General features: G+C 73.5%; 24 protein-coding genes. 14 read left to right on the forward strand and 10 right to left on the reverse strand.

What is annotated here, in order from left to right:
* The first annotated feature begins 9 nt into the window (after positions 1–9).
* Positions 10–501, forward strand: coding sequence for a hypothetical protein (locus tag OG753_RS34900; protein ID WP_327265645.1), 492 nt, complete (start codon positions 10–12; stop codon positions 499–501).
* A gap of 63 nt (positions 502–564) precedes the next feature.
* Here the strand turns inward: OG753_RS34900 and OG753_RS34905 are convergent, their stop codons facing one another.
* Positions 565–780 (reverse strand): dodecin, encoded by a 216-nt coding sequence (locus tag OG753_RS34905; protein WP_030663252.1) that lies wholly within the window; start codon positions 778–780, stop codon positions 565–567.
* Between the two features lie 164 nt (positions 781–944).
* Here OG753_RS34905 and OG753_RS34910 point away from each other — a divergent pair, with 164 nt between their 5' ends.
* The 3 genes from OG753_RS34910 (at position 945) to OG753_RS34920 (ending at position 4,151) form a co-directional block, all read left to right on the forward strand.
* Entirely contained in the window at positions 945–2,207 is a 1,263-nt protein-coding gene (locus OG753_RS34910) for an extracellular solute-binding protein (RefSeq protein ID WP_405791382.1), read from the forward strand.
* A gap of 142 nt (positions 2,208–2,349) precedes the next feature.
* Complete coding sequence (locus OG753_RS34915; RefSeq protein WP_327265646.1) at positions 2,350–3,210, forward strand: GNAT family N-acyltransferase; 861 nt, start codon at positions 2,350–2,352, stop codon at positions 3,208–3,210.
* Positions 3,207–4,151 carry a lysophospholipid acyltransferase family protein gene (locus OG753_RS34920; protein ID WP_405791383.1) on the forward strand — a complete coding sequence of 315 codons (945 nt, stop codon included), beginning with the start codon at positions 3,207–3,209 and terminating at the stop codon, positions 4,149–4,151. Before OG753_RS34915 ends, OG753_RS34920 begins: the two co-directional genes overlap by 4 nt.
* Here the strand turns inward: OG753_RS34920 and egtD are convergent.
* Genes egtD through egtA form a run of 4 tightly spaced genes read right to left on the reverse strand, consistent with a single transcriptional unit; the run spans position 4,034 to position 8,416 of the window.
* Positions 4,034–5,008, reverse strand: a complete 975-nt coding sequence (gene egtD, locus OG753_RS34925) for an L-histidine N(alpha)-methyltransferase (RefSeq protein WP_327265648.1) — start codon at positions 5,006–5,008, stop codon at positions 4,034–4,036. The two genes, OG753_RS34920 and egtD, sit on opposite strands and share 118 nt — an antisense overlap.
* Positions 5,005–5,763, reverse strand: coding sequence for an ergothioneine biosynthesis protein EgtC (gene egtC / locus OG753_RS34930; protein ID WP_405791384.1), 759 nt, complete (start codon positions 5,761–5,763; stop codon positions 5,005–5,007). Before egtC ends, egtD begins: the two co-directional genes overlap by 4 nt.
* Positions 5,763–7,106 (reverse strand): ergothioneine biosynthesis protein EgtB, encoded by a 1,344-nt coding sequence (gene egtB / locus OG753_RS34935; protein WP_405791385.1) that lies wholly within the window; start codon positions 7,104–7,106, stop codon positions 5,763–5,765. Before egtB ends, egtC begins: the two co-directional genes overlap by 1 nt.
* Positions 7,103–8,416, reverse strand: a complete 1,314-nt coding sequence (egtA, locus tag OG753_RS34940; protein WP_327265652.1) for an ergothioneine biosynthesis glutamate--cysteine ligase EgtA — start codon at positions 8,414–8,416, stop codon at positions 7,103–7,105. Before egtA ends, egtB begins: the two co-directional genes overlap by 4 nt.
* Before the next feature lie 106 nt (positions 8,417–8,522).
* On the opposite strand from egtA, the gene OG753_RS34945 reads away from it, so the two are divergent.
* The gene (locus OG753_RS34945) at positions 8,523–9,356 is read left to right on the forward strand and encodes a TIGR02452 family protein (protein ID WP_327265653.1); all 834 of its coding nucleotides are present in this window, start codon (positions 8,523–8,525) and stop codon (positions 9,354–9,356) included.
* 47 nt (positions 9,357–9,403) lie between these two features.
* Here OG753_RS34945 and OG753_RS34950 read toward each other — a convergent pair whose 3' ends face one another.
* Together OG753_RS34950 and OG753_RS34955 are read right to left on the reverse strand one after the other, a co-directional pair.
* Complete coding sequence (locus OG753_RS34950; RefSeq protein ID WP_327265654.1) at positions 9,404–11,035, reverse strand: immunity 49 family protein; 1,632 nt, start codon at positions 11,033–11,035, stop codon at positions 9,404–9,406.
* A 137-nt stretch (positions 11,036–11,172) separates the two neighbouring features.
* Positions 11,173–11,637, reverse strand: a complete 465-nt coding sequence (locus OG753_RS34955) for a type II toxin-antitoxin system PemK/MazF family toxin (RefSeq protein ID WP_327265655.1) — start codon at positions 11,635–11,637, stop codon at positions 11,173–11,175.
* A gap of 804 nt (positions 11,638–12,441) precedes the next feature.
* Here OG753_RS34955 and OG753_RS34960 point away from each other — a divergent pair.
* Together OG753_RS34960 and OG753_RS34965 are read left to right on the forward strand one after the other, a co-directional pair.
* A complete protein-coding gene (locus OG753_RS34960) occupies positions 12,442–12,651 on the forward strand; it encodes a hypothetical protein (RefSeq protein ID WP_327265656.1) in 210 nt (69 codons plus the stop codon).
* Positions 12,648–13,526, forward strand: coding sequence for a hypothetical protein (locus OG753_RS34965; RefSeq protein ID WP_327265657.1), 879 nt, complete (start codon positions 12,648–12,650; stop codon positions 13,524–13,526). Before OG753_RS34960 ends, OG753_RS34965 begins: the two co-directional genes overlap by 4 nt.
* 21 nt (positions 13,527–13,547) lie before the next feature.
* On the opposite strand, the gene OG753_RS34970 is transcribed toward OG753_RS34965, so the two are convergent.
* The 3 genes from OG753_RS34970 to OG753_RS34980 form a co-directional block, all read right to left on the reverse strand.
* A complete protein-coding gene (locus tag OG753_RS34970) occupies positions 13,548–15,011 on the reverse strand; it encodes an amidase (protein ID WP_405791386.1) in 1,464 nt (487 codons plus the stop codon).
* 61 nt (positions 15,012–15,072) lie between these two features.
* Complete coding sequence (locus OG753_RS34975; RefSeq protein WP_327265659.1) at positions 15,073–15,768, reverse strand: alpha/beta hydrolase; 696 nt, start codon at positions 15,766–15,768, stop codon at positions 15,073–15,075.
* Positions 15,769–15,901: 133 nt separating this feature from the next.
* On the reverse strand, positions 15,902–17,158 hold the full coding sequence (locus tag OG753_RS34980) for an MFS transporter (RefSeq protein ID WP_327265660.1): 1,257 nt from the start codon (positions 17,156–17,158) through the stop codon (positions 15,902–15,904).
* Between the two features lie 283 nt (positions 17,159–17,441).
* Here OG753_RS34980 and OG753_RS34985 point away from each other — a divergent pair, with 283 nt between their 5' ends.
* From OG753_RS34985 to OG753_RS35015, 7 genes are all read left to right on the forward strand, one after another.
* A complete protein-coding gene (locus OG753_RS34985; protein ID WP_327265661.1) occupies positions 17,442–18,503 on the forward strand; it encodes a LacI family DNA-binding transcriptional regulator in 1,062 nt (353 codons plus the stop codon).
* A gap of 217 nt (positions 18,504–18,720) precedes the next feature.
* Positions 18,721–19,920 (forward strand): thiolase family protein, encoded by a 1,200-nt coding sequence (locus tag OG753_RS34990; protein ID WP_327265662.1) that lies wholly within the window; start codon positions 18,721–18,723, stop codon positions 19,918–19,920.
* 170 nt (positions 19,921–20,090) lie between these two features.
* Positions 20,091–21,530, forward strand: a complete 1,440-nt coding sequence (locus OG753_RS34995) for an aldehyde dehydrogenase family protein (protein WP_327265663.1) — start codon at positions 20,091–20,093, stop codon at positions 21,528–21,530.
* A gap of 82 nt (positions 21,531–21,612) precedes the next feature.
* The gene (locus tag OG753_RS35000; protein ID WP_327265664.1) at positions 21,613–22,020 is read left to right on the forward strand and encodes a thioredoxin family protein; all 408 of its coding nucleotides are present in this window, start codon (positions 21,613–21,615) and stop codon (positions 22,018–22,020) included.
* Between the two features lie 41 nt (positions 22,021–22,061).
* Positions 22,062–23,489: an NAD(P)/FAD-dependent oxidoreductase gene (locus OG753_RS35005; protein WP_327265665.1), complete on the forward strand. Its 1,428-nt coding sequence runs from the start codon at positions 22,062–22,064 to the stop codon at positions 23,487–23,489.
* Between the two features lie 243 nt (positions 23,490–23,732).
* Positions 23,733–24,272, forward strand: coding sequence for a hypothetical protein (locus OG753_RS35010; RefSeq protein WP_327265666.1), 540 nt, complete (start codon positions 23,733–23,735; stop codon positions 24,270–24,272).
* 71 nt (positions 24,273–24,343) lie between these two features.
* Complete coding sequence (locus tag OG753_RS35015) at positions 24,344–26,095, forward strand: hypothetical protein (RefSeq protein WP_405791387.1); 1,752 nt, start codon at positions 24,344–24,346, stop codon at positions 26,093–26,095.
* Positions 26,096–26,129 lie beyond the last annotated feature (34 nt).

The raw sequence follows: 26,129 nt of genomic DNA on the forward strand, positions 1-26,129 counted from the left end.
GCTGGCCGTATGAGCGAGCACACTTCCCGGCCGCTGGCCGTCTTCGACCTCGACAACACCCTGGCGGACACCGGTCATCGCCAGCACTTCCTGGAGCGTCGCCCGCGGGACTGGACGGGCTTCTTCGCCGCGGCCCCGGCCGATCCGCCGCTCGCGCGCGGGGTCGCGCTGGCCACCGGGAGCGAGGCCGACTGCGAGGTGGTGTACCTGACCGGGCGGCCCGAACGGTGCCGGGCGGACACGCTCGACTGGCTCGCCCGGCACGGACTGCCCGAGGGGCGGCTGTTCATGCGCGGCAACCAGGACCGGCGGCCGGCCCGCACGACCAAGGTGGAGGTGCTGCGGCGGATCTCGCGGGGCCGGGAGGTGCGGATGCTCGTCGATGACGACGAGCTCGTCTGCCGGGCCGCGCGCGCCGCCGGCTTCCGGGTGGTGCTGGCCGACTGGGCCGCGGACGCGCCCGAGCTGGAGGCCGCCCAGGAGGTCGACGGCCGGACCTGACGCACCGCGGGCCGGGCCGGGTCGGGCCGGGCCGGGCAGGCCCGGGGGCGCAGGTCCCCGGGCTCAGTCCTCGCCCTCGAGGCGGAAGCCGACCTTGAGTCCCACCTGGTAGTGGGCGATCTCCCCGTTCTCGATGTGGCCGCGTACCTGAACCACCTCGAACCAGTCCAGATTCCGCACGGTCTGGCCCGCCCGGGCGATGCCGTTGCGGATGGCCTGATCGATGCCCTCGTGGGAGGTGCCGACGATCTCGGTCACCCGGTACGTGTGATTGGACATGGAGGTCTCCCGACAGTGGGTGGCTTTTGCCTGGTTCTACGGTGCCCCAGTAAGTCCGGCTCCGCGAACTTTGGGCGAACAGTCCCGAGGAAAAGACCCTTGACCGGCCTATTGGTCTATGCCAATTTCGAGCCATCTGAGTCCGAGCCCAGAAGGTGGCCCTCTTGAAGATGCGATTCCTCGCCGTGTGCACGGCCCTCGCGGCCGCAACCGCCCTCACGGGCTGCAGCCAGTCGGCCGACCCGGCCGGAGGGTCGCAGAAGGTGACGCTCTGGCTGATGAAGGGCAGCGCCTCGGAGGACTTCATCGGCAAGTTCACCGCGTCGTTCGAGAAGGAACACCCCGGCGTCGACCTGGACGTCAGGATCCAGGAATGGACGGGCATCGGCGACAAGGTCAACGCCGTCCTCGACGGCACGAGCAAGGAGAGCGCCGACGTCATCGAGGTCGGCAACACCCAGGTGGCGAAGTACATCGAGACCGGCGGCCTCGAGGAGCTCACCCTCGAAGGCCTGCGCGAGTGGGGCAGCAAGGACTGGCTCAAGGGCCTCGCCGAACCGGGAACCATCAACGGCGCCCAGTACGGCATTCCCTGGTATGCCGCCAACCGGGTGGTCATCTACAACAAGGACCTCTTCGCCACGGCCGGGATCAAGACCCCGCCCAGGAACCGCCAGGAGTGGATCCAGACCACCCAGAAACTCGACAAGGGCGACCAGCAGGGCATCTACCTCGCGGGCCAGAACTGGTACGTCCTCGCCGGCTTCATATGGGACGAGGGCGGCGAACTCGCCGTGGAGACCAGCGGCAAGTGGGTCGGCACCCTCGACGACGACAGGGCCCTGGCCGGCATGGACTTCTACAAGCAGCTCCAGGCCCTCGGCGACGGCCCCAAGGGCGCCGACGAGGAGACGCCCCCGCAGTCGCAGGCCTTCGCCCGCGGTGACGTCGCCCAGATCATCGCCCCGCCCGGCCAGGCAGCCGAGATCGAGGCGGCCAATCCCGCCCTGAAGGGCAAGCTCGGCTTCTTCCCGATCCCCGGCAAGACCTCCGACAAGGCGGGCGCCGTCTTCACCGGCGGCTCCGACCTGATCATCCCGCAGCGGACCCGGCAGCGTAAGGGCGCCGTGGACGTGATCACGGCCCTCGTCAGCGAGCAGTGGCAGACCGAACTCGCCCGCACGATGAGCTACGTCCCCAACAAGACCACCCTCGCGCACGTCGTCGAGGGCAACGAGGGCGCCGCCAACATGGCCCCCGGCGCGGCCCAGGGCCGGGCCACCCCCACTTCCGCCCGCTGGGCCGAGGTGGAGGCCAAGAACCCGATCAAGCCCTACATGACGGCCGTGCTCACCGGCCGGGACCCCAAGCAGGCGGCCCGGGCCGCCTCCGAGGAGATCGGCAAGGTGCTCAGCTCCGACCGCTGAGCGGGGGTACCGCCGAGTTCAGCGTCCGCACATGTGAGGGCCGCTGCGCGGTCATGTCGAATCCAGCCGGTCACGGAAGAAGTAAGGGAGCCGGGCCACGCACCTGCGGGCCCGGCCCTCCGTGCCCGGATCAGGAGCCGCCATGACCATCGCACCCCTGTCCCCGTCCCCCCTGTCCCCGTCCCCCGTCCCCGCCGCACTGCCGGCGCCCCCGTCCGCGCTTGCCACCCGCCTCGCCCCCGTCGGCGCCCCGGCGTCCGGCGCGCCGTCCGCAGGACCGCGCTACGCCGTCCGCCTCGCCCGCGACGAGGACGAGGTCCGCGCCGCCCAGCGGCTGCGCCACCAGGTCTTCGCCGGCGAGCTCGGCGCCCGCCTGGACGGGCCCGAGCCCGGCCTCGACGCCGACGCCTTCGACGCGTACTGCGACCACCTCCTCGTCATCGACGAGGAGGCCGAGCAGGTCGTCGGGACCTACCGGCTGCTGCCCCCGGAGCGCGCCGCCGTCGCCGGCCGCCTCTACTCCGAGGGGGAGTTCGACCTCTCGGCCCTCGCCCCCATCCGCCCCGACCTCGTCGAGGTCGGCCGCTCCTGCGTCCACCCCGACCACCGCAACGGCGCCGTCATCGCCCTCATCTGGGCCGGCCTCACCCACTACATGGACCGCTCCGGGCACAACTGGCTCGCCGGCTGCTGCTCGATACCGCTCGCCGACGGCGGGGTCCTGGCCGCCGCCACCCGGGAGACCGTCCTGGCCCGCAGCCTCGCCCCCCAGGAGTACCGGGTTACGCCCCACCTCCCCTGGAGCCCCGAAGGCATCACCTTCCCCGACCGCATGGAGCTGCCGCCGCTGCTGCGCGGCTACCTCCGCCTCGGCGCCTGGGTGTGCGGCGAACCCGCCCTCGACGCCGGGTTCGGCTGCGCCGACCTGTACGTGCTGCTCTCCCTGCGCCGGACCAACCCGCGCTACCTGAAGCACTTCCGCTCGCTCGTCCCGGGCGCATGAGCGTCTGGCTGCCCACCTCGCCCTGCACCCCCGAGGCCTGCGCGGGCCACGAGGGGAGCACCGCGAGCGTCCCGCACGCGCTGCTCAGACTCGCGGCGGCCGTCGCCCTGATCCTGCTGGGGATCCTGGGTGCCCCGCCGGTCCGGCTGCTGCCGGCCGGCCCCCGCCACCAGGTGGTACGGGCCTGGTCGGCCGCGCTCGTAGGCGCCTTCGGGATCCGGATCACCGTCCACGGCAGCCCGGGCCCGGGCGGCGGCCGCCTGCTGGTCGCCAACCACATCTCCTGGCTGGACATCCCGCTCGTCGCCGCGGCCCTGCCCTGCCGGATGCTGGCCAAGAGCGACATCAGGGCCTGGCCGGTCCTCGGCCGCCTCGCGGGACGGGCCGGCACGCTCTTCATCGAGCGCGACCGGATCCGCGCCCTGCCCGCCACCGTCGAGGCGATCACCGGGGCACTGCTGGCCGGGGACCGGGTCACCGTCTTCCCCGAGGGCTCCACCTGGTGCGGGCGCGCCCGGGGCACCTTCCGCCGGGCGGCCTTCCAGTCGGCACTGGACGCGCGGGTCCCCGTACAGCCCCTGCGGCTCACGTACCTGCGGGCCGACGGGCACCCGGCCGGGGCGCCCGCCTTCGTCGGGGACGACCCGCTGACCGCCTCGCTGTGGCGGATCGCGCGGGCCCGCGGGGTGCGGGCCGAGATCGGTCTGCTGCCGCGGATCCCGCCGGGCCGGTACGCGCACCGGCGGGACCTCGCGGCAGCGGCTCAGCGGGCGGTCGCCGGGCTCACCCCCACGACCCCGGACCCGCTACCGGGCATTCCCGCTCAGCCGGCCACGCCGTCGGCGACCGACAGGGACAGCGCGAACCGGCCCGCCGCGTCCGTCCACCACTGGGTCAGCTCCAGCCCGGCCGCCGCGAGCTCCTTGCGCACCCCCTCCTGACGGAACTTCGCGGAGATCTCCGTCAGGATCTCCTCACCCGCCGCGAACGGCACCACGAGATCCAGCGCCCGGACCTTCACCGTCAGCTCGGACCGGGCCCGCAGCCGCATCTCGATCCACTCCTGCTCCTTGTTCCACACCGCCACGTGCTCGAAGTCGGCGAGGTGGAAGTCGGCGTCCAGCTCCCGGTTGACGACCGCCAGCACGTTCTTGTTGAACTCGGCCGTCACCCCCCGCGCGTCGTCGTAGGCCGCCACCAGCACGGCCTCGTCCTTCACCAGGTCCGTCCCCATCAGCAGCGCATCCCCGGGCGACAGCATGGCCCGTACGGACGCCAGGAACACCGCCCGCTCCGGCGGCAGCAGATTCCCGATCGTGCCGCCCAGGAACACCACCAGCCGGGGCCCGGGGGAGTCCGGGAGGTGCAGCGCGCGGGTGAAGTCGGCCAGCAGGGCGTGCACCCGCAGGCCCGGGTGCTCCGCGATCAGCGACTCGGCCGCCCCCCGCAGGGCGCTCTCGCTCACGTCCACCGGGACGTAGGTGTCCAGGGCGGGCATCGCCTCGATGAGGTGCCGGGTCTTCTCCGAGGACCCGGAGCCCAGCTCCACCAGGGTGCGGGCGCCGCTCTCGGTGGCGATCTCCCGCGCCCGCTCCAGCAGGATCTCCCGCTCGGCGCGCGTCGGGTAGTACTCGGACAAGCGGGTGATCTCCTCGAAGAGCTCGCTGCCCCGCGCGTCGTAGAACCACTTGGGCGGCAGCACCTTCGGTGTGTGGGTCAGGCCGTGCAGCACATCCGTACGCAGCGCCGTCTCCGCGGCGTGCTCGTCGAGTGTCCGGGTCAACTGGAAGTCGTTCACGGGGAGTTCTCCTTGAGTGGGGTCAGTTCGACCCGCGTGCGGGTAGCGGTCAGCAGGGTCCGGTCGGGCACTTCGCGCCACCGGGTGTCGTCGTCGTACGGCTCGGAGGCCACCACGGTGCGCCGCATCCCCGCGTCGGCCAGGTACCAGAGCGAATCGCCCCAGGCCGTCGCGGCGATGGCGGCGCCGTCCGTCAGCAGCAGGTTCAGCCGGGAGCCGGGAGCTGCCGAGGCGAGTTCCCGGACCGGCTCGGCGAGCGCCGTGCCCAGATCGTCCCCGGCGCGCAGCCGGTGCAGGACCAGCGCCCAGATCAGTGCCGAGTCCGTGCGCGCGGCCAGCCGGAGCAGCTCCGCGGGCGGCAGCCCGGCCGCGAGCGGGGCGGCGGAGTCCGGCCAGCTCCGCACCGCGCCGTTGTGGCTGAACAGCCACGGCCCGTCCGCGAAGGGCGCGGCGGCAGCCTCCCCGTCGGCGCCGGGGTTCGTGGCGTCCCGTACGGCGGCCAGTGCGGCCCCGGTGCGGACCACCCGGGTGAGATCGGTGAAGGTCAGGTCGCTCCAGATCGGCCCGGAGCGCCGGTAGCGCGCGGGCACCGGGTCGCCCTCCGCGTACCATCCGATGCCGAAGCCGTCGGCGTTGACCGTCCCGGACCGCTGGCGGCGCGGCTCCCAGGACTGGCGCACCAGCGAGTGCACGGGCTCGCTCAGGAGCTCCTTGAGTGCCACCATCGGTCCCAGGTAGGCGAGATGACGGCACATCAGAGGTCCCTCGCGGTCCGGAAGCCGGAGAAGATCTGCCGCCGCACGGGAAGGTCCCAGTTGCGGAAGGTGCCCCGGCAGGCCACCGGGTCCACGGCGAAGGAGCCGCCGCGCAGCACCTTGTGCTCCGGGCCGAAGAACACCTCCGAGTACTCCCGGTAGGGGAAGGCCCGGAAGCCCGGGTAGGGCAGGAAATCCGAGGAGGTCCACTCCCACACGTCGCCGATGAGCTGGCGCACCCCGAGCGGGGAGGCCCCCGCCGGATAGCTGCCCGCGCGCGCCGGGCGCAGGTGCCGCTGCCCGAGGTTGGCGTGCGCGGGGGTCGGGTCGGCGTCGCCCCACGGGTAGCGGGTGGAGCGGCCGGTGGCCGGGTCGTGCCGGGCGGCCTTCTCCCACTCCGTCTCGGTGGGCAGCCGCCGCCCCGCCCACCGGGCGTAGGCGTCCGCCTCGTACCAGCTGACGTGCAGAACCGGTTCCTCGTCCGGTACCGGCTCGGTCACCCCGAAGCGGCGGCGCAGCCACTGGCCGGCCTCCCGGTGCCAGAACAGCGGGGCCTCGATGGAGTGCTCGCGGATCTGCTCCCATCCCGCCGCCGCCCACCAGCGGGGGTCGCGGTAGCCGCCGTCCGCGATGAACGCCAGGTAGGCCGCATTGGTCACCGGCACCGTGTCGATCCAGAAGGGCGCGGTTTCGCGGACGTGGGAGGGCCGTTCGTTGTCCAGCGACCACGGCTCGGCCGAGGTGCCCATCGTGAACGGCCCGCCGGGTACGAGGACTTCGGGGGCGAGCAGCGGATCGTAGGAGTCGTCCGGCTCCGGGGCGGTCAGCACGGGTGCCCCGCGTCGGAGCTGATGGGTGATCAGCATGGTCTCGTCGTGCTGCTGCTCGTGCTGCGCGATCATCCCGAAGGCGAAGCCGTCGTCGAGGAGCGTGCTGCCCTCCAGCGGGGTCTTCTCCAGCAGGTCGAAGACCCGGCCGCGCACGTCGGCCGCGTACCGGCGGGCCTCGGCCGGCCCCAGCAGCGGCAGCTTGGGCCGCTCGGCGCGAGGATGCTCGAAGGCGTCGTAGAGCGGGTTGATCTCGGGGCGCATCGACTCGCGTCCGGCGACCCGGCGGAGCAGCCAGAGCTCCTCCTGGTTCCCGATGTGCGCCAGGTCCCAGACCAGCGGGGACATGAGCGGGGAGTGCTGGGCTGTGAGGTCCTCGTCGGTCACGGCATCGGTGAGGCCGGCCGTCCGTATGCGCGCCGCGGTCAGGGCGGCGGCCGCCCGCTCCCGCAGTCCGGAGGAGGAACCGGTGGGTTCGGTGGGTTCGGTCGGTGCGGTGGGTTCGGTGGTGGTCATCGGCGGACCTCCTTCCCGGTGAGCACCTGCGTGGACTCGTCGTCGGCCGGACATCGGCCGCGCAGTACGTAGCGCTGGGTGAAGTCGGCCACCGCGTCCTGGACGTGCCGGCTCGCGCCCAGTCGGGGCAGCGCCTCGGCGGCGGCCAGGAAACAGGCCTTCGCGGCAGTCCGCAGCTCCGGATCGGCCAGTCCGTGCTCGGCGGCCGAGCGCCACAGTGGATTTCGGGGCGCGGGCTGCATGCCGTAGGAGTCGGCGAGCCCCTTGGCCACCCGGTACGCCGTCTCGGCGGCCTCCGGATCGTCGAACAGCGCGTGCACGACGGCCACCGGGACCAGCCAGCCGTCGTCGCCCGGCTGTGCGTCGATCATCCGCAGTTCCAGGTGGCCGCGCGGCCGCACCGGCGGGAAGAGGGTGGTCAGGTGGTAGTCCAGGTCCTCGGCCGTGGGCGCCCGCAGCGAGGGGTTTCCGCCCGTGCGCAGCCAGTCGCGGAAGGTCGTGCCGCGCGGGATCTCCCACATGCCGTCGCCCTCGTAGGACCGTACGCACATCACCTCGGTGTCCAGCGCCTGCCGCGTCCATCCGGCACGGGGATCCGCGTCCAGCGGCGGGGCGAGCGCGCGCCGGCTGTCCAGGTCGCTCCAGATCCCCTGGCGGGCACAGCGCCAGCCGGCGTACGGGCCCTCCTGCGCCCGGGAGTTGGCGAAGGCGGCCACCAGCACCGCACCCAGCAGGTGCGCCAGCCGCCAGCGGCGGCCGTGACCGAGTGCGCCCGGCTCCTGGTGCCCGGCGTCGACACAGACCTGCACGGAGGCGGAGGCGCACATCATGGCGCGCCCGGCCGGGCCGGTGCGGTCGAAGTAGGCCTCCATCGCGTCGTAGCGCGGGCTGTTCAGCAGCCGGCGGTACGGGAGGCGGGGATCGCGGCCGAGGCCGCGCAGGACCATGCCCCGGGCCAGCAGGGCCCCGCGTACGGCGGTGAGGTCGGCCTGCAGGTCGTCCACGCAGTCGGTGAGGGAGGTGGCGGGGGCCGAGCTGAGCTCGAGCTGGCCGCCCGGCTCGACGGTCACCCGGGAGTGCAGGGGCAGCGCGCGGGCCGCGGTGTGGGCGGCGCGCAGTCGTTCGGGGGGCAGGGGCCGGGCCGGGTGTTCGGCGTCCACGACCAGCCATTCGAGCTCGGCTCCGATGAAGCGCGGCGGGCCGGTCTTGAAACAGATGCCGTGGATCAGGTCCTCGGCCTGCGTCTCGCTGATCGAGGGTGGTGGGATCGGGTCGGGCGCGGGTGGGGGAGCGGATGAGTCCTGGGACATACCGGGTCCTCGTCTCCTGTCGTCGGCCGTGACATCACCCGTGCCTACCCCTCCTCGGGGCACAAATTCCTTTGCCGCCGGGAATTGCATTGCGGAGGATGGCGGCGTGAGCAGCAGATTGCGCGAGATCGCGCGGGAGAACGCGGCGATCCTGGCGGCCGGGGGGTACCGGACGCGGTCGGGACGGCAGGTTCCGCTTGCCGCCGCCCTGGCGGAAGCCAAGGCAGGAACCAGGATATATGGACCAAACCGGGCCATTCCAGATGGAGAGGTCCCTTCCGGTGGCGGCCGGACGGTCATCGAGGTCACGGGGGAGAGCAGCACGGTCGCCGCCCGCAGGCTCGCGACCGCGGCCCGGGCCGACGTGCAGCCGGCTCCGGTCGCGGTCCTGAACTTCGCCTCGGCCCGTAATCCCGGGGGCGGTTACGTCCGCGGGGCCAAGGCGCAGGAGGAGGCGCTCTGCCGCGCCTCGGCCCTGTACGAGACCCTGCTCGAGGCCCCCGAGTACTACGAGGTGCACCGCGCGGAGCGCAGCACCTTCTACACCGACCGGGTGATTCACTCGCCCGGCGTCCCGGTCTTCCGCGACGACCGGGGCGCGCTGCTGGAGACCCCGTTCGCGGTCGGCTTCCTCACCTCTCCGGCGCCGAACGCGGGCACGATCCGGCGGCAGGAGCCGGAGCGGACCGCCGAGATCCCGGCGGCGCTGGTGCGCCGCGCGGAGCTCGTCCTGGAGGTGGCCGCGCTGCACGGGTACCGGCAGCTGGTGCTGGGCGCGTGGGGCTGCGGGGTGTTCCAGAACGATCCGGCGCAGGTCGCCGAGGCCTTCCGGGGGCTGCTCGCGGCCCGGTTCGCCGGGGTCTTCGAGCGGGTCGTGTTCGGCATCCTCGACCGGGACCCCACGACCCGCGAGGCCTTCGAACGGGCCTTCCCGGCCTGACGGGGGCACCGCGGGCCCGACCGGGATCCCGGTCGGGCCCGCGGTGCTCAGAACGGCTTCGCCGCTGCCAGCAGGCTTTCCGGCAGGTAGGGCGAGGAGACGCGGATCCGCCAGCCCCGGCGGCGGGCGTGGCAGGCCAGGGCCAGGATGTCGAGATTGACCGCGGCTCCCGCGCCGATGGCCCGGTCGGCCACCGAGTAGTAGGCGCGATGGGCCTCCAGCGCGTCGGCCAGGGCCAGGTTGAAGCTCTCCTCGTCGCCCTCCACCAGCTGCGAGAAGAGCACGGCGGGCGCCGGGAGGAAGCCCCACTCCTGGGTCTGCGCGACATCGGCGACGGCCCGGTCGGTGGCGGGTTCCGGGTCCTCGCCCCGAAGGTAGTCGTGCAGGGCCCGCCGGTACGAGGCGTACGCGGAACGGTCCTCCTGCGGAGTGGGACCACTGACGACGAGCGGCGCGAGCTCCGCGCGGCTGCCCGTGATCAGGGCGTGGGTCAGGGCCACGGCCCACGAGCCGGGCTCGAGCGGACGGTACGCGCGCTCCGGGCCGTCGGAGCCGTCCGCTCCGTCCGGGCCGTCCCGGCGGACGGAGCCGGCCGGTGCGGCCCCCGCGCCGGTGGCCACGTACAGCAGCCCCGCCACCAGCTCGTCGGCCGCCGGGGTGCCCAGCGGCAGCTCGGGCCGCTCGACGACCAGGGGGCCCGTAGCCAGCGCCGCGACGGCGTCCGCCCGCCGCTCGCGGCCGTACGGCCCCACGCGCGGCGGCTCGGTCTCGAAACCGGTGACCAGCGCCCGCGGCAGGTAGCCGGAGTCGACGGGAGGCGGCCAGCCCTCGCGGCGGTGGCCGAGCGCGGCCAGCGCCAGCGGCAGCAGGGGCAGCAGGGTGCGGGGCTCGGCCCGCGGGTCCTCCAGGCGGGAATGCGGGAGCAGCAGCGCGGTCAGCTCGGCGCCGAAGGCCTCCCGGTCCCGGGCCGCCAGGGCGCGCAGCGCACGGAGCGCACCGGTGGCGGGGTCGGCCGCCTCGGCCGTCCCGGCGGCCTCGGGCTCAGCGGCCGCGGCCCGGGCTCCGGCCCGGCGGCCGGCCACCCGGCCGAGCGCGGCGTCCAGCGCGGCGAGCTTCTCCTGTGCGGAGGGCGGGAAGTTCTGGCCGTCGTCCCCGAGGTCCCCGCTGACGTACGCCAGCAGGCCGTTGATCAGCTCCACCGACGGGAGCCCGGGCCCGCCGGCCCGCTGCGGCGCCCGGCGGGCGAAGTGGAAGGCCTCGCCGTACCGTTCGGCCTTGTCGGCGAGGACCGCCACGCAGAACGCGTCGATCCAGCGGGCCGCGCTGACCGGCTGCGGGGAGCCCTCCGGGTCGGCGTCGTAGTCGAGTCCGAGATTGACGTAGTTGAGGAAGACGTGGAAGTACGCGTTCGGGTAGTACGCGGCGAACGACACGGCGCCGGCGGCCGCTTCGGCCGCGTCGCCCAGGATCGCCTTGGCCTCCGGAGTGTCGAGGTCGGGGGTCACCGCGGAGAACGCACCGAGACCGTCGAGGAACTGCAGGGTGATGTCCCACCAGTCGTAGGCGTCGATCCGGCCGCCCCGGGACCTGGAGTACACATCCGAGATCATCCGGTTCGCGAAGTCCTCGCGCGCCGCCGCCAGGGCGGCCTCGCTCACCCTGTGTCGTTCTATTCGCATGGCCGCTACTCCCTGTGTCTGCCTACGGGCCTCACCCTAGGAGATCGCCAGGACGCTCCGGACCAGGGACACGGGAGACCGGGCCCGTCCCGGACGGTGGCCGCGGGTGTGCGCGACCGCCGCCGGGCCGGTGCGGGCTACTGCCAGCCGTAGCGCTCGCGCAGCCGGTCCACGACCAGGCCGAAGCGGCCGCGGTCGAGCGCGCAGGCCTCGCGGCGCATCCCCGACTCGTGCACCCGCAGCACCCGGTCCACGTCCACCCACGATTCGCGCCCGGCGCTGTCCCAGGGGCCCGTCCCGATCGGCACCCACTCCCGGTCGTGGTCGTGCCGCTTACTCGAGAGCTGCACGGCGAGCAGGGTCCGCCCGCCCGCCTCCCGGGCCACGACCAGCACGGGACGGTCCTTGCCGCGCCCGTCGTTCTCCTCGAACGGCACCCAGGTCCAGACGATCTCGCCGGGGTCGGGATCGCCGTCGGGGTCCGGGGCGTACTCGGTCCGCACGGGGCCGATGGCGCGGGGATCGGCCTCCGTGGTCGCGGTGTCGCCGCCCTGCCCGGGCTGCTCGGTGTGGCCGTTGCTGTGGTGGGAGAGTGCCGTCATTTCGGGGAGATTACTCGCCTTCGCCGCCCGATTGCACGGACCTGACCGGCGGATTCAAGGATGCCCGCCGGACACGGTCCGTGACCTTCCGCTACCGGGCGGCCGGGCCGCTCCGTTGTCCGAAGGAGCAAAGAACGAGATTCCGCTTCGGGCCCGGACGTCCCGCCGCGGCGACGACGCCCCGTCACGCTCATGCCCGGAACGCCACCCGCACGGGGCTCACCCCGACCTCGCCGTTCACCGGACGCGGACCGGACACGATCGACATCCTGGCCCCGTGAAAACGGAACAGATCATTGCGCTGTGGGCCTTTTCGGTCGGCGCCGTCACCACGATCACCGCCACCGTTCTGGGAGCCCGGCTCAACGCCCGGGCCACCAGGAAGCGGGACGCACAGAAGACCCGCGAGGAACTCGAGACCCTGGCCGACGTGTTCGCCGGCGCCGCACTCGCCGTCCGCATCACCGGCTGCACCGACACCGCAGCCGGGCGGTGCTGGACCAGCGCCTGCGCCTGTTCCGCGAAGCCGTGCGCAATGCGGCGACCGCCCCGGATTCACGCCGGTCCCGCCTGCGCGCCGCCACCCGCAGGTCCCTCGCACGGACGGCCCGAGCCGTCCCGGGCCGTCTGCGCAGAAGCGTTCCGACCGGCCCCTGGGGAGGGAACGCCGCGCCGTCGTTCCGCGTACTCAACCACGGCGGCGCGGCGGGCCTTGACGAGTCCGGCCCCTGTTTGCGCATACCGATGAGCAGCCCGCCTCCGGATCCCTACGATGGTGACTCCTTCTCGGGGAGGTGGGATGCGATGACCATGAACAGTGCCGACCGGCGCCGCGTTTGGCTCGCGGCGATGGCGACATTGGCGGCGATCGCCGGAGTCCTGGCAACCCTGTGGGCCACGGAGACCATTGGCGGGGACAGGAACGAATGCAGAAACGGAGCGGTGTGCGGCCGCGACAACCAGACGAATTTCGGCGACGGTTCGAACGACTCGACCGGCGGGTCCGGTCGATGAAGTCCTACGGCGCCGCCGCCGTGACGCTGGCCCTGGGCGCAGGGGTCCTGATGACGGGCTGCTCCACGAACGAGTGCTCTGCCGGGTCGGTCTGCGGCAACAGCAACGCGGTCGGGCCGAAGGCGACGGGGGACGCCGGGGCCCAGGGCGACGCACCTCTGGCCTTTACGGTGGAGGAGGTGAATCCCTGGGACAACTGTGACGGCGGAGTGGGTGTCGTCTTCATGAAGCCGCCCACGCTCGACGCGGCAGCGGCCGAACTCAAGGGCAACGTGGCCGTCACCACCGCGGAGGAGTCGGCCGCGTTCTGGAAGCGGCTGGCGACCTTCGGGAACGCGCACGAGGCGGCCACCGCGGATCGCACGATCATTCGGCTCAACGTGCAGGGGAAGAGCGGGCGGGCCGTCACCGTCAAGAACATCGCCGTCAAGCCGCAGGAGGTGCAGCCGCTGCCCAAGCAGAGCCTTCGTCTGCAATACGCGGGCGGCTGCGGTGACGCCAACATGAGCCGGTTCGCGGCGAACCTCGACACCAAGTCCCCGAAGCTCGAGTTCAAGGACGGACAGAGCGACACGGGATCGATGCGTGTACGCGGTTTCCCCGTCACCGTGTCCGAGAGCGATCCCGAGAACTTCGTCATCGTCGCCTTCACCTCGTCCGGCCTGCACCGGTTCAGCCTCTCGATCGAGTGGTCCAGTGACGGAGTGTCCGGGACCACTGAAGTGAAGAGCGCGGACAAGAAGGAGTTCGCCGTGGCTTCCGGCATAGGGGGTCCGCAGTACACCTACGGCCAGGACGGAAAGTTTCGGCCCATCACCTTCCGGATGAACCCCGAGGACCCCTTCGCCGACGTCCTTCCGTTGGCGTCACCCTGACGACGACGCCGGGACGCCCCTTCACGCGCGGTCGTCCTGCATCGATCCGGCCCGTTCGACAGGACCCTCGGGGACCTGCCGGCGGTCCGGCCGCAGGGCCGCCCAGTTCTCCTCCGCCTCCAGCTGCGCAGCCAGGCCCAGCAGCAGCGGTTCCGAGTCGGCGGGGCCCAGGAGCTGGGCCCCCATCGGCAGCCCGGCGGCCGTGAGGCCCGCGGGGATGTTCACCCCCGGCCAGCCCAGGACGTTCCACGTCCAGGCGTACGGGCAGGCGGCGATCATCGCCCGGTCCGTGGCCATGGCCCCCAGCCCGGCCAGGGCGCCGATCCGCAGGGGCGGGGTGGCCGTCGTCGGGGTCAGCACCACGTCGAAGCGGTCGAAGATCTCGCCCACCCGCCACCGCAGGGCCGTCTCGGCCCGGCGGGACACCCGCAGGGCGAGCCCGCCCAGGACGCGGGCCGTCCGCACCGCCTCGTGCGTGCGCGGATCCAGCAGCGCGGGATCCGGCACCCGCGCCACCCAGTCCCGTACGCCGCTGGTCGCGCGGGGTACGAAGGTCAGGCCGATCGGGCCGTAACGGGGGTCCTCCGAGATCACCTCGTGGCCGAGCGACTCCAGCCGGGCCGCCAGCCGTTCCACCGCGGAACGGACCTCCGGGTCAAGGGACTTGGGCGTCGCGGTGAAGGCCATGGAGAAGGAGAGGGCGATCCGCAGCCGGCGCGGGGCGCGGCCGGCCGCCTCGACGGCGGAGATGCGGGCCGGGCGGTGCAGGTCCTCGGGGTGCGGGCCGCTCGCGGCGTCCAGCAGCAGCGCCGCGTCGGCGACCGTGCGGGCCAGCACCCCGTTGACCGTGAGCCCGTGGAAGGACTCCGGCTCCGGCCAGGTGGAGATGCGCCCGCGCTGGGGTTTCACCCCCACCAGATGGGTCCAGGCCGCGGGGATACGGACCGATCCGGCCCCGTCCGAGCCCAGCGCGGCCGGGACCAGGCCCGCCGCCACGGCGGCCGCCGAGCCGCCGGAGGAGCCGCCGGGCGTGCAGTGCGGGTTCCACGGGTTGCGGGTCGCACCGAAGGCCTCGCCCTCGGTGAACGGCCACTGCCCCAGCTCCGGCGTGTGGGTCTTGCCGACGATCACCGCGCCGGCCGCGCGCAGCCTCCGTACCGCCTCACTGTCGGCGGTCTTCGGGGCGAAGGGCCCCGCGCAGCCGAAAGCGGTCGGCTCCCCGGTGACGTCCATGTCGTCCTTGACCGCGAGCGGTACGCCCAGCAGCGGCAGCCGCTCGCCCGCCGCCAGCCGCCGGTCCGCCGCGTCCGCCTCGGCGAGCGCGGCGTCGGTGCGTACGGACCGGAAGGCGTTGAGCTCCGGCTGCGCCGCGGCGATCCGGCGCAGCGACTCCTCGGTCAACTGCCGCGCCGACACCGAGCCTTCGGCGAGCGCCGCGGCCATGTCGACCAGGCCTCCGGTCGTCGAAAGAGCTGAATCGGACATCGCGAACCACTCCCCATTACCGGTCGGTAGGGAGACCGTAATGGGGAGCGGCCGTCCAGTTCTAGAGCCAGCCGTCCAGGGAAGCCATGAATCCGTCGAAGTCGTCCCGGTGGATGGTGTGTCCGGCCCCGGCGACCGAACGCACCTCGAAGCCGCGGCTCTTGAGCAGCTGTGCCCGCTCCGGTGTGATCAGGGTGCTCGGGTCGGCGACCTGGACGAGCGAGGGGACCACCGGAGCCTGCGGCATCAGGTCGGCGCCGGCCAGCGGGGCGAGGCTCAGCGCGGTCCCTTCGTCCCATGCCGCCAGGGTCTCCAGCTCGATGTCGACGTCCACCTCCTCCCAGCGCGGGCTCATCGCCCGTATCTGCTCCTTCGTCGCCGTCTTGAACTGCGCGAGCAGCTCCGGACCGAAACCCTCGGACGGGGCGGCCAGGTGCCACGCGGGGTCGGAGAACACGGCCCGGGCAGGCCGCAGCCGGTCCACCGCGAGCGACAGGGTCAGTCCGCCGAGGGAGTGGCCGATGGCGAGTTCGGCGCCGGCCGGGAGGGTCTCGACCAGGTCGTCCGCGTAGTGCCCGGGGCTGTACTCGCCGCGGCCGCTGGCGCCGTGGCCCCGCAGGTCGACGGCGATGACCCGGTAGCCGTGGTCGGCGAGGGCGGGGCCGACCCGGCGCCAGGTCCGGTGGTCGGCCATGATGCCGTGGATCAGGAGCGCGACGCGGTCGCCCTCGCCCCAGGTCTGGGTGTACAGGTGCACGGTGATGCCTTTCTCGATGCCGGATGCCGGATGCCGGATGGCAGATGGCAGATGGCAGATGGCAGATGGCAGGTCGGAGGTCGGGGATCTGGATGCGCGCCGGTGCCGATGGTGCCCAGCGGCGGAAGTGCGGTCAGCGCACGCTGCGGATCGGCCTCACGGCCAGGGCGCCCGCCACGGCCAGTACGGCTGCGACGATGAACAGCGCGGTGTAGCCGCCGCTGACCGAGACGATCACCGAGGCGATGAAGGGCGCGATGATCTGCGGGCCGGCGTTGGCGATGTTGAGCACGCCCATGTCGCGGGCGGCGTCCTCGGCCCTGGGGAGCACCATCGTCACGAGGGCGGTGTCCACGGCCATGTAGCAGCCGAACGCCAGCCCGTTGACCACGGCGAAGGACAGCATCGCGGTCCAGCTGGCCGACACGGCCGGGATGACGAGCGCGACGGCCGACAGAAGCGCGGAGGCGCCGACGAACAGCTTGCGGCGGTCGAAGCGGTCGGAGAGATAGCCGCCGAGGACCGTGGAGACGACCATCGCCACGCTGGTCAGCGGCATCAGCACCGCCACCGCTGCCTCCGGCTTCATGCCGTCGGGCAGCACGGTGTGGTCCTGCAGGATGTAGAGCTGGTAGCCGCTCACGGCGAAGTACCCGAGGACGAGCAGGGCCCGCCCGATGAAGGCCCACCGGAAGTCGTGGTCGCGCAATGCGCTCGCGAAGGCGGCGAGCTGAGCCCTGACGGGCATCGGGGCGCGGGCCGGGAGCCGCTGCTCGCGGCCGCAGGCCGTGAAGAGGACCGCCGCGCCCGCCACGAGCGCGCCGAGGACGAGGTACCCGGTGCGGTAGTCCTCGGAGAAGGCCGCGCCGATGAGCGCGCCGAGGGTGGAGCCGAAGGGCAGGCCGAGGCCGACGGCGGCGGAGGCCTTGCCGCGGGCGTCCATGGGTACGCGGTCGGGCACCACGGAGGTGATGGCCGCCTGGTAGACGTTCATGACCGCCTGCCCGAGGCACCACGCGATCGTGATCAGCAGGATCGTGTCGGCCAGCCCGAGCAGGAACATCGCCGGTACGGCGGCGAGCCCACCGCCGAGGATCCAGGGGTTGCGCCGTCCGCTGCGGTCGGAGAGGGCGCCGGCGACGGGGTTGAAGACCGTGGCGAAGATCGCCGACACCCCTGCGATCAGGCCGAAGTTGGCGACCTTGTCCGCCGGATCGATGTCCTCGACCTGGAGCGCAAGCAGGACTCCGGCCACGCCGATGTAGAGGGCGTACATGGCGCTGTTGCCGACGAGCAGCAGGGGCAGCAGACCGCGCCGTGCGGGGCCGGGCCCGGGGGGCGCGTCGGTGGTGGCGGCGGTGGAGCCGGTGCCGGGGGAGGAAAGGGCCACGGTGCCCTCCTGGAGGTATGAGGGTGGACGCGGGGTGGTGTGACGGGCATGGGGGAGGGGCGGTGCGGGGTGCGCAGTGCACGCCGCCCGGTCGCGACGGCGGGGGTGCGTCGGAGCGCGACAGGGCGGCGGCACGGCGGGACACGGCGCTGACACATCGGCCCGAAAGGGGATGTGACGCCGTGGTTACACGTGTCAATGACTCGTGTAACCACTGTGTAGCATTCGTTTCCGGCCATCCGCTAGCCCCCGGGCGCAATCGGTCTGGAAAGATGCCACGGCAATGTCTCAGTCATCGAAATCGCCGAAGCCGCCGGCCCCGGTCGCCCCGGTCCCGGCCTCCGCGCCGGTCACCCCGCCGCCCCCCGTTCCGACGAGCGCCGACGTGGCCCGCCTCGCGGGTGTCTCGCGCGCGACGGTCTCGTACGTCCTGAACAACGCGGAGGCCGTACGCATCAGCGAACCGACCCGCCGCAAGGTCCGTGAGGCCGCCGAGGAGCTCGGGTACGTCCCGCACGCGGCCGCCCGCAGCCTGCGCGCCGGGCACACCAGGATCGTGCTGCTGCCCACCTCCCACGTGCCGATCGGGCCGCTCTACAGCACGTTCCTCAACGAACTCCAGTGGGCGCTGCGCCGCCTCGACTACACCGTGGTGCAGTACGGGAGCCTCGGACTCAGCGGTGACGAGGCCGTGCGGGCTTGGGCGGAGCTGCGTCCGGTGGCGGTGATCTCCCTCGGCGAGATCACCCTCTCCGCACGCAACGTCGACACCCTCAAGCGGGCCGGGGCCCGTGCGGTGATCACGATGGGGCCCGTCGGCGTGCCCGGGGCGCACGCGCTCGTCATGGACCAGCAGGAGGTCGGCGTCCGGGCCGCCGCCCATCTCGTCGAGCGGGGCCGCAGCCGGATCGGGGTGGTCGTCCCGGAGGAGGAGGGCCTGGAGCTGTTCTCCGTACCCCGGCTCACGGGCGCGCGCTCGGTCGAGGGCGCCGAGGTTTCGGCCCTCCCGATGGCCTACTCCGAGGAATCGGCCGCGGCCCTCGCGGCCCGCTGGCGCGGGCTCGGGCTGGACGCCGCGTTCGCGTACAACGACGAGTACGCGATGCTGCTGATGCGCGCCCTCCAGGACGAGGGGCTCCGCGTGCCCGAGGACGTCGCCGTGATCGGCGCCGACGACCTGCTCATAGGGCGGCTGCTGCGGCCCAGGCTGAGCACGGTACGGCTGGAGATGCCGACCGGGGCCCATCTGGCCTCGCTGGTGGACCACGCGGTGCGCGAGCCGTCGGAGGTCACGGAACGGCACGACCTGATGGCGGCCTCGGCCATCCAGCGGGAGTCGACCTGAGGGTGCCGCGTCCGCGGTCCGGGAGGCCGGCCCGGGCCCGGGCCGACGGTCGGGGCCCGGGTGCCGGTCCGGGTCCGGGCGGGGTGCCGTTGACAGGCGGTGACGTGCGGACGGAGACTGCGGGCGCGCCCCACCGGGCGTGCCCGGCGGCGTGCCCCGGTGCCCACACCGGCACCGCCGCGCCACCGCCCGTACGGATCCGCCCAGGAGCGACCCCATGAGCATCCGCACCGTCCGCGACGTCTACGTCGTCGACGCCGTCCGCACCCCGATCGGCAAGTTCGGCGGCGCCCTCGCCGGGGTCCGGCCGGACGACCTGGCCGCGCACGTCGTGCGCGCGCTCGTGGACCGTACGCCCGACCTCGATCCGGCCCGCATCGACGACGTCGTCTTCGGCGATGCCAACGGAGCGGGCGAGGACAACCGGGACGTGGCCCGGATGGCCGTGCTGCTGGCGGGGCTGCCCGTGAGCGTCCCCGGGGTCACCGTCAACCGCCTGTGCGGGTCCGGCCTCGAAGCCGTGATCCAGGCCGCCCGCGCCATCGCCCTCGGTGACGCCTCCGTGGCCATCGCGGGCGGCGTCGAGTCGATGAGCCGCGCACCCTGGGTGGTCCAGAAGCCCGAGCGGGCCTTCCCGGCCGGGCACCAGCAGATGTGGTCCACCACCCTCGGGTGGCGGATGACCAACCCGCGGATGCCCGAGGAGTGGACCGGCTCGCTCGGCGAGGGCGCCGAACTCATCGCCGACAAGCACGGCATCACCCGCGAGGCGCAGGACGCCTTCGCCCTGGAGAGCCACCGCAAGGCGGCGGCCGCCTGGAACGCCGGGCTGTACGACAACGAGGTCGTGCCGTACACCGGCGTGGACCTGGTGCGCGACGAGTGCATCCGGGAGGCTTCCACGCCCGACGCGCTGGCGCGGCTGAAGCCCGCCTTCCGGACGGACGGCACGGGTACGGTCACCGCCGGCAACGCCTCCCCGCTCAATGACGGCGCTGCCGCGCTGCTGCTGACCGACGAGGCGGGGCTGGCGGCCACCGGCCGCGAGCCGCTCGCCCGGATCAGCGCCTCCGCCGTCACCGGAATCGAGCCCCAGCTCTTCGGCCTGGGCCCGGTGGACGCCGTGCAGCGGGCGCTCGCCAAGTCCGGCCGCGGGTTCGCCGACCTCACCGCCTTCGAGCTCAACGAGGCTTTTGCCGCGCAGGCGTTGGGCTGCCTGGCGGCCTGGCCGGAGCTCGACCCGGCCGTGGTCAACCCGCGCGGCGGCGCCATCGCGATCGGTCATCCGCTCGGGGCCTCGGGCGCCCGGCTGGCCGGCTCGGTCGCGCATCAGCTGGCGGCGGCGGGCTCCGGAACGGGCATGGCGGCCCTGTGCATCGGGGTGGGGCAGGGCATCGCACTCGTCCTGGAGCGCTGACTCGTTGACCGGTTGACCGGCTGCCCCGCCCGCAGCCGGCGTCGATCATTTCCGGTCACCGCTCGGCGTCAACTGCCCAATAACTGAACAGAAGTGGAGCCTCCGGTCTGGCACGATGGCGCGTGCTGCCGCCCCCCGCCCCGCCCATCCCCACCCGGAGGCCCCGCGCCATGCCGCTCCTCGACCCGACGCTCTGGCAGGACGGACCCACCCTCACCGGCGGCGCCGCCCCGGTCGTCGAACCCGCCACCGGCCGCACCCTCGCCACCATCGACCTCGCCGCGCCCGCCGACGTCGCGGAGGCCGCCGTACGGGCCCGCGCGGCGCAGCGGGACTGGGCGCGCGCCACCCACCCGGAACGGGCGGCCGTGCTGCGCCGCGCCGGGGACCTGTTCACCGCCCACGCCGACGAGCTGCGGGAATGGCTGGTCCGCGAATCCGGCTCGATACCCGGCAAGGCCGACTTCGAACTGCACGTCGCCGCGCAGGAGTGCTACGAGGCCGCCGCGCTGGCCTCGCGCCCCACCGGCCACGTCCTGCCGAGCGAAGCGCCCCGGCTGTCCTTCACCCGCCGGGTGCCGGCCGGGGTGGTCGGGGTCGTGGCCCCCTTCAACGCCCCGCTGATCCTGGCGATCCGCTCGGTCGCTCCCGCGCTGGCGCTCGGCAACGCGGTGCTGCTCAAGCCGGACCGGCGCACCGCCGTCTGCGGCGGCCTCGCCCTCGCCGCGGTCCTCGCCGCCGCCGGCCTGCCGTGCGGGCTGCTGCAGGTCCTGCCCGGTGGCGCCGGGACGGGCGCCGCGGTGGTCGCCGACCCGGGGGTCCGGGTGGTGTCCTTCACCGGTTCCACCGCGGCGGGCCGGTCCGTCGGCGAGCTGGCGGGCCGTCACCTCAAGCGCGTGCACCTGGAGCTGGGCGGCAACTCGGCCCTCGTCGTGCTCCGCGACGCCGACGTCGAGGCCGCCGTCGCCCAGGCCTCCTGGGGCTCCTTCTTCCACCAGGGCCAGATCTGCATGACCGCCGGGCGGCACCTCGTGCACGCCTCGCTCTACGACGAGTACGTCGAGCGGCTCGCCGCGCGCGCCGAGGAGCTCGCCGTCGGAGACCCGTACCGCGAGCAGGTCCATCTGGGCCCGCTGATCGACCGCGCCCAGCTGGACCGCGTACACGCCCTGGTGGAGGCCAGCACCGAGCGGGGCGCCAAGCTCGTCGCGGGTGGCACCCACCGCGACCTCTTCTACCGGCCGACCGTCCTCGCGGGCGTCGCCGACGACACCCCCGCCTACGCCGAGGAGGTCTTCGGCCCGGTCGCGCCCGTACGGTCCTTCGCGACGGAGGAAGAGGCGGTGGCGCTGGCCTCGGCGGGCCCCTACGGCCTCTCCCTCGGGATCGTCACCGGGGACGCGGCGCGCGGGCTCGACCTGGCCGAGCGGATCCCGACCGGGATCGCGCACATCAACGACCAGACGGTCAACGACGAGGCCGTCGCCCCCTTCGGCGGAGTCGGCGCCTCCGGCACCGGCGCGCGCTTCGGGGGCGAGGCCAACCTGGACGCCTTCACGGAGCTGCGCTGGACCACGGCCCGCAGCACCCCCGCCGGTCACCCGTTCTAGGCCGGCCCCGTTGGGGGGCGGAATGCGCAGGGCAGGCTGTTCGTTCAAGGAGCAGACGGCTCAATCAGGAGGTCTGGAAACCGTGGCTACAGTCGAGCTCACCAAGGAAAACTTCGACCAGACGGTCAGCGAGAACCCGTTCGTGCTGATCGACTTCTGGGCGGGCTGGTGCCGGCCGTGCCTGCAGTTCGCGCCGGTCTACGAGCGGGCCTCCGAGGCCCACCCCGACCTGGTCTTCGCCAAGGTGGACACCGAGGCGCAGCAGGAGCTGGCCGGGGCCTTCCAGATCACCTCCATCCCGACGCTGATGATCGTCCGGGACCAGGTCGCCATCTTCGCCCAGCCCGGCGCCCTGCCGGAGGCGGCGCTGACGGACCTGATCCGCCAGGCCCGGGACCTCGACATGGACGAGGTGCGCGCCAAGATCGCCGCGGAGCAGAAGGGCGCCCAGGGCGCCGGCCCGGAAGGACCCGGCACGCCGGAGGCCTGATGTGTCTCCGCCGGGCCGGACCGGCGGAGACACTGGTCCGCATGACTGAAGCGGTGGAGTACGACGTAGTGGTCCTCGGCGGGGGCCCGGCCGGCGAGAACATCGTCGACCGGACCCGCGCCGCCGGACTGAGCACGGCGCTCGTCGAGAGCGAGCTGGTGGGCGGCGAGTGCTCGTACTGGGCCTGCATCCCCAGCAAGGCGCTGCTGCGCCCGGCGCTGGCCCGGGCCGACGCCCGCCGGGTTCCGGGCCTGGCGGGGGCCGTCCAGGGCCCCCTGGACACGGCGGCCGTCCTGGAGCACCGCGACTACTGGACCGGTGACTGGAAGGACCAGGGCCAGATCGACTGGATCGACTCGACCGGCGCCCATGTGTACCGGGGCCACGGCCGGCTCTACGGGGTCCGCAAGGTGGCCGTCACCAGCCCCGAGGGCGAGCACCACATCCTGTCGGCCCGGCACGCGGTGGTCGTCGCCACCGGAACCCGGGCCGTGATCCCCGACCTCCCCGGGATCGCCGGGGCCCGTCCCTGGACCAGCCGCGAGGCGACCTCCGCGAAGGAGGCCCCCGGGCGGCTGCTGATCGTGGGCGGCTCCGTGGTGGCCGTCGAGATGGCCACCGCCTGGCAGGCCCTCGGCTCACAGGTCACCGTCCTGGCGCGAGGCTCCGGGCTGCTGCCGCGGATGGAACCCTTCGCGGGAGAGCTCGTCGCCGACGCCCTGCGCGAGGCCGGGGCGGTGGTCCGTACCGGGGTGGCCGTCGAGGCGGTCGTACGGGACGGTTCGACCGGGCCCGTCAGTGTGGTCCTGGAGGGCGGGGAGACGCTGGAGGGCGACGAGCTCCTGATGGCGACGGGCCGCGCGCCGCGGACCGAGGACATCGGGCTGGAGACCGTCGGCCTCCCGGCCGGGAAGTGGATCGACGTCGACGACACCTGCCGGGTGCCCGGGCAGGACTGGCTGTACGCGGCCGGGGACGTCAACCACCGCGCGCTCCTCACCCACCAGGGCAAGTACCAGGCCCGCATCGTGGGCGCCGTGATCGCCGCCCGCGCGGCCGGCACCCCGCTGGACGCCGAGCCCTGGGGTGCGCACACCCCGACCGCCGACATCCGTGCGCTTCCGCAAGCGGTCTTCACCGACCCGGAGGCCGCCGCGGTGGGCCTGACCCTGGCCGAGGCCGAACGGGCCGGACACCGGGTGCGGGCGGTCGACTACGACATGTCCAAGGTCTCCGGCGCCGGGCTGTACGCCGACGGATACCGCGGCCGGGCCCGCATGGTCGTGGACCTGGACCGCGAGGTCCTCCTCGGGGTCACCTTCGTCGGCCCGGGCGCCGCCGAACTGATCCACGCGGCGACCGTCGCGGTCGCGGGTGAGGTCCCGATCCGGCGGCTGTGGCACGCGGTTCCGGCCTTCCCGACCATCAGCGAGATCTGGCTGCGGCTGCTGGAGACCTACCGGGGGTGAGGGGCCGGGCCCCCGGTCCCTTCGCCCCCGGCTCGCACACGGCCCGGCCGCGCCGCACGGCGCAGCCGGGCCGTCGTGCTGTCCTGTTGCCTTCCGGATGTCGGATCGGCCCATTCGGGAACGAAATTGACGGTCCGTCATGAACGGTGGGGTTGGCGTGAAGCAGACGTGCAACCTTGATCGATATTAGGTTAGCCTTACCTCAGTTCTTGCGACTTCCTGTGCCTGAAAGGTGTTCCAGTGATGCGTGCTGCCTCCCTGCCCCGTACCGCCGCCCGCGCGGCCGTCGCCGCCTCCGCTGCCGTCGCGCTCGCCGTCGGTGCGGCGGGCTCCGCCTCGGCCGCGACCTCGACGCGTACGGTCACCGACGGCGGGACCACCTTCAACCTGAGCCTGACCGCACCCTCGGCCGCCGCGGCGGCCGGTCAGAACGTCACGGTCACCGGCAGCGGCTACAACACCGCCAGGGGCGTATACGTGAGCCTCTGTGCGGTGAGCGGGGCGCCGGGCGCGAGCAAGCCCACCCCCTGCCTGGGCGGTTCGGACCAGTCGGGCACCACCGGCGCCTCGCACTGGATCAACAACACCTTCGGCGGAACCCTGGCCAACACCTCCACGTTCGGCCCGGGTGGCACCTTCAGCGTCACCATCCACGTCAAGGCCGACCTCGGCGGCGGCCAGATCTGCGGCGAGACGGTCGAGTGCGCCATCGTCACCCGCGCCGACCACTTCAACTCCTCGAACCGCAAGTACGACGTCCACGTGCCGGTGACCTTCAACTAGGCGGTTTCCCGGCCCGGTTCCCCGGCCCGTCGAGAAGGAAGCCACGACAAGGAAGCCACGACAAGGAAGCCATGACACCCCGACACCCCCTCACCCCCGGTCGTGCGGGCGCCGCGTCCGCCGCGCTCGCGCTCGTACTGGCCTCGGCCGCCACCGGAAGTCCCGTATCGGCCGCCGGGGGTGAGGCCGCCGAGGTGCCGCAGGGCACCGTCGCGTACCGGTCGGTGGCGCAGTTCACCACGGCGGGCAAACCCCGTGACCTGATGCTGCACCCGGAATCGAAGAAGCTGTACGTCGCATCGGAGGACCGGCCCGAGACCGCGGACGTCAACGAGAGCGGGCTGAACGTCCTGGACCCCGCCGACGGCAGGCTGCGCAGCACCGTCGGCCAGGCTCCCGGACCCACCGGCACGCTCGGCCGACGGGCGGTGCGGCAGCTCATCGCGCCGCTGCCGGGTGACGGGGCTGTCTTCTTCTATCCGCTGCGCGGCATCGGCACCGCCAAGGACGGCGACGCCGCCGCGGCCGGGGCGTGGGTGCCGGGTGCGGCCGTCACCCACGCCGCCGCGGGGCTCACCGCCGGGACGGTGCTGGTCGCGCAGGGCTCCGTGCTGTCGGAGGTGGACATCGCCACCGCGGCCGTCAAGCGCAGCGTCACGCTGGAGGGCGGCGACGGGTTCGCGGTCGACGCGGCGCGCGGCGCGGTGTGGTTCACGGACATCGGCAACCGCCGCATGTACCGGATCGACGCGGCCGCCTTCAAGGTCACCGCGACCGTCGAACTTCCGGCCGGTGAGGGGTTCGGCGGGTTCACGGAGGTGGATCCCGGGACCGGCGCGGTGTGGGTCGGGCTCGACTCCTCCGTGGTCGTCCACGACGCGACGGGCAAGCGGCTGGGCACCCTGCGGGGCGCCGGCACCGACATGCCCCGCGCGGTGAGCTTCGATGCCACCACGCACGAGGCGTACGTCGTGTGGCAGGACGCGGGGGACACCTCGCAGCCCGGCAGCGACAACGACGGAGCACTCACCGTCCACCGCACCCGGGACCTCCAGGAGGTCGTGAAACCGGTCATACTTCCCGGAACGCACGCGCAGTTGGGGAGTGCGGCCGTGGCCGTCGAGCCCGGTGGCGCGACAGTGTTCGTATCGGACCCGGTCGCCGCGAGGATCACCCGGCTTGAGCGGGCGACGTCCCCGCGCGTGATCAGGAGCCCGGCGGACCGGGCGGTCACGGCCGGGGCGAGGGTCTCGCTGACGGCGGAGGCCGAGGGGACCCCCCGGCCCGCCGTGGCCTGGCAGGTCAGCACGGACGCGGGGAAGACCTGGCGGGCCGTGGAGGGCGAGACCTCGCCGTCCTACACCTTCACGGCGGCGCTGTCCGACCACGGCCGCCGCTACCGGGCGGAGTTCAGCAACCACATCGGTGTCGCGCGTACGGCCCCGGCCGCCCTCACCGTCACCATCGCCGACAGCACGACGGGCGGAAGCGGCGACGGCGGCGCTGGCGGCGCCGGTACGGCGGGCGGCGGCACCGGGAGCACCGGCGGGTCGGGTTCCACCGGCTCGACGACCTCGACCGGAAGCGCGGCGGGGGGATCCGACGGCGGATCCCCCGGAATCTCCGGAACCCCCGGCAACGTCGGCGGCGGTTCGGCCGGCGCCACGGGCGGCGAAGCCACGGTCGGCGGCGGTACGCACACCGCCGGTGGTGCGCTCGCCTCCACCGGGCTCGCGGTGGCCTCGCTCGCCGGGAGCGCCGTCGTGCTCACCGCGGCCGGCTGGGTGCTGATGCGCCGGGCGCGGCCGCGTACCGAGGGCTGACCCGCACAACCTGCCGCAGGCGGACGGTGGTTCG

Origin of the sequence: Streptomyces sp. NBC_00029 (genome assembly GCF_045160505.1) — a bacterium.
Classification (GTDB): Bacteria; Actinomycetota; Actinomycetes; order Streptomycetales; family Streptomycetaceae; genus Streptomyces.

What these genes read in the sequence shown, in the direction of transcription:
- OG753_RS34965 (WP_327265657.1), top strand. Translation starts at nt 12,648, where the DNA reads ATGAAGTCCTACGGCGCCGCCGCCGTGACGCTGGCCCTGGGCGCAGGG.
- OG753_RS34900 (WP_327265645.1), top strand. Translation starts at nt 10, where the DNA reads ATGAGCGAGCACACTTCCCGGCCGCTGGCCGTCTTCGACCTCGACAAC.
- egtC (WP_405791384.1), bottom strand. Translation starts at nt 5,763, where the DNA reads ATGTGCCGTCATCTCGCCTACCTGGGACCGATGGTGGCACTCAAGGAG.
- OG753_RS35010 (WP_327265666.1), top strand. Translation starts at nt 23,733, where the DNA reads ATGCGTGCTGCCTCCCTGCCCCGTACCGCCGCCCGCGCGGCCGTCGCC.
- OG753_RS34970 (WP_405791386.1), bottom strand. Translation starts at nt 15,011, where the DNA reads ATGTCCGATTCAGCTCTTTCGACGACCGGAGGCCTGGTCGACATGGCC.
- egtA (WP_327265652.1), bottom strand. Translation starts at nt 8,416, where the DNA reads ATGTCCCAGGACTCATCCGCTCCCCCACCCGCGCCCGACCCGATCCCA.
- OG753_RS34960 (WP_327265656.1), top strand. Translation starts at nt 12,442, where the DNA reads ATGACCATGAACAGTGCCGACCGGCGCCGCGTTTGGCTCGCGGCGATG.
- OG753_RS34985 (WP_327265661.1), top strand. Translation starts at nt 17,442, where the DNA reads ATGTCTCAGTCATCGAAATCGCCGAAGCCGCCGGCCCCGGTCGCCCCG.
- OG753_RS34905 (WP_030663252.1), bottom strand. Translation starts at nt 780, where the DNA reads ATGTCCAATCACACGTACCGGGTGACCGAGATCGTCGGCACCTCCCAC.
- OG753_RS34990 (WP_327265662.1), top strand. Translation starts at nt 18,721, where the DNA reads ATGAGCATCCGCACCGTCCGCGACGTCTACGTCGTCGACGCCGTCCGC.
- OG753_RS35015 (WP_405791387.1), top strand. Translation starts at nt 24,344, where the DNA reads ATGACACCCCGACACCCCCTCACCCCCGGTCGTGCGGGCGCCGCGTCC.
- OG753_RS34920 (WP_405791383.1), top strand. Translation starts at nt 3,207, where the DNA reads ATGAGCGTCTGGCTGCCCACCTCGCCCTGCACCCCCGAGGCCTGCGCG.
- OG753_RS35005 (WP_327265665.1), top strand. Translation starts at nt 22,062, where the DNA reads ATGACTGAAGCGGTGGAGTACGACGTAGTGGTCCTCGGCGGGGGCCCG.
- OG753_RS34915 (WP_327265646.1), top strand. Translation starts at nt 2,350, where the DNA reads ATGACCATCGCACCCCTGTCCCCGTCCCCCCTGTCCCCGTCCCCCGTC.
- OG753_RS34950 (WP_327265654.1), bottom strand. Translation starts at nt 11,035, where the DNA reads ATGCGAATAGAACGACACAGGGTGAGCGAGGCCGCCCTGGCGGCGGCG.
- OG753_RS34955 (WP_327265655.1), bottom strand. Translation starts at nt 11,637, where the DNA reads ATGACGGCACTCTCCCACCACAGCAACGGCCACACCGAGCAGCCCGGG.
- egtB (WP_405791385.1), bottom strand. Translation starts at nt 7,106, where the DNA reads ATGACCACCACCGAACCCACCGCACCGACCGAACCCACCGAACCCACC.
- OG753_RS34995 (WP_327265663.1), top strand. Translation starts at nt 20,091, where the DNA reads ATGCCGCTCCTCGACCCGACGCTCTGGCAGGACGGACCCACCCTCACC.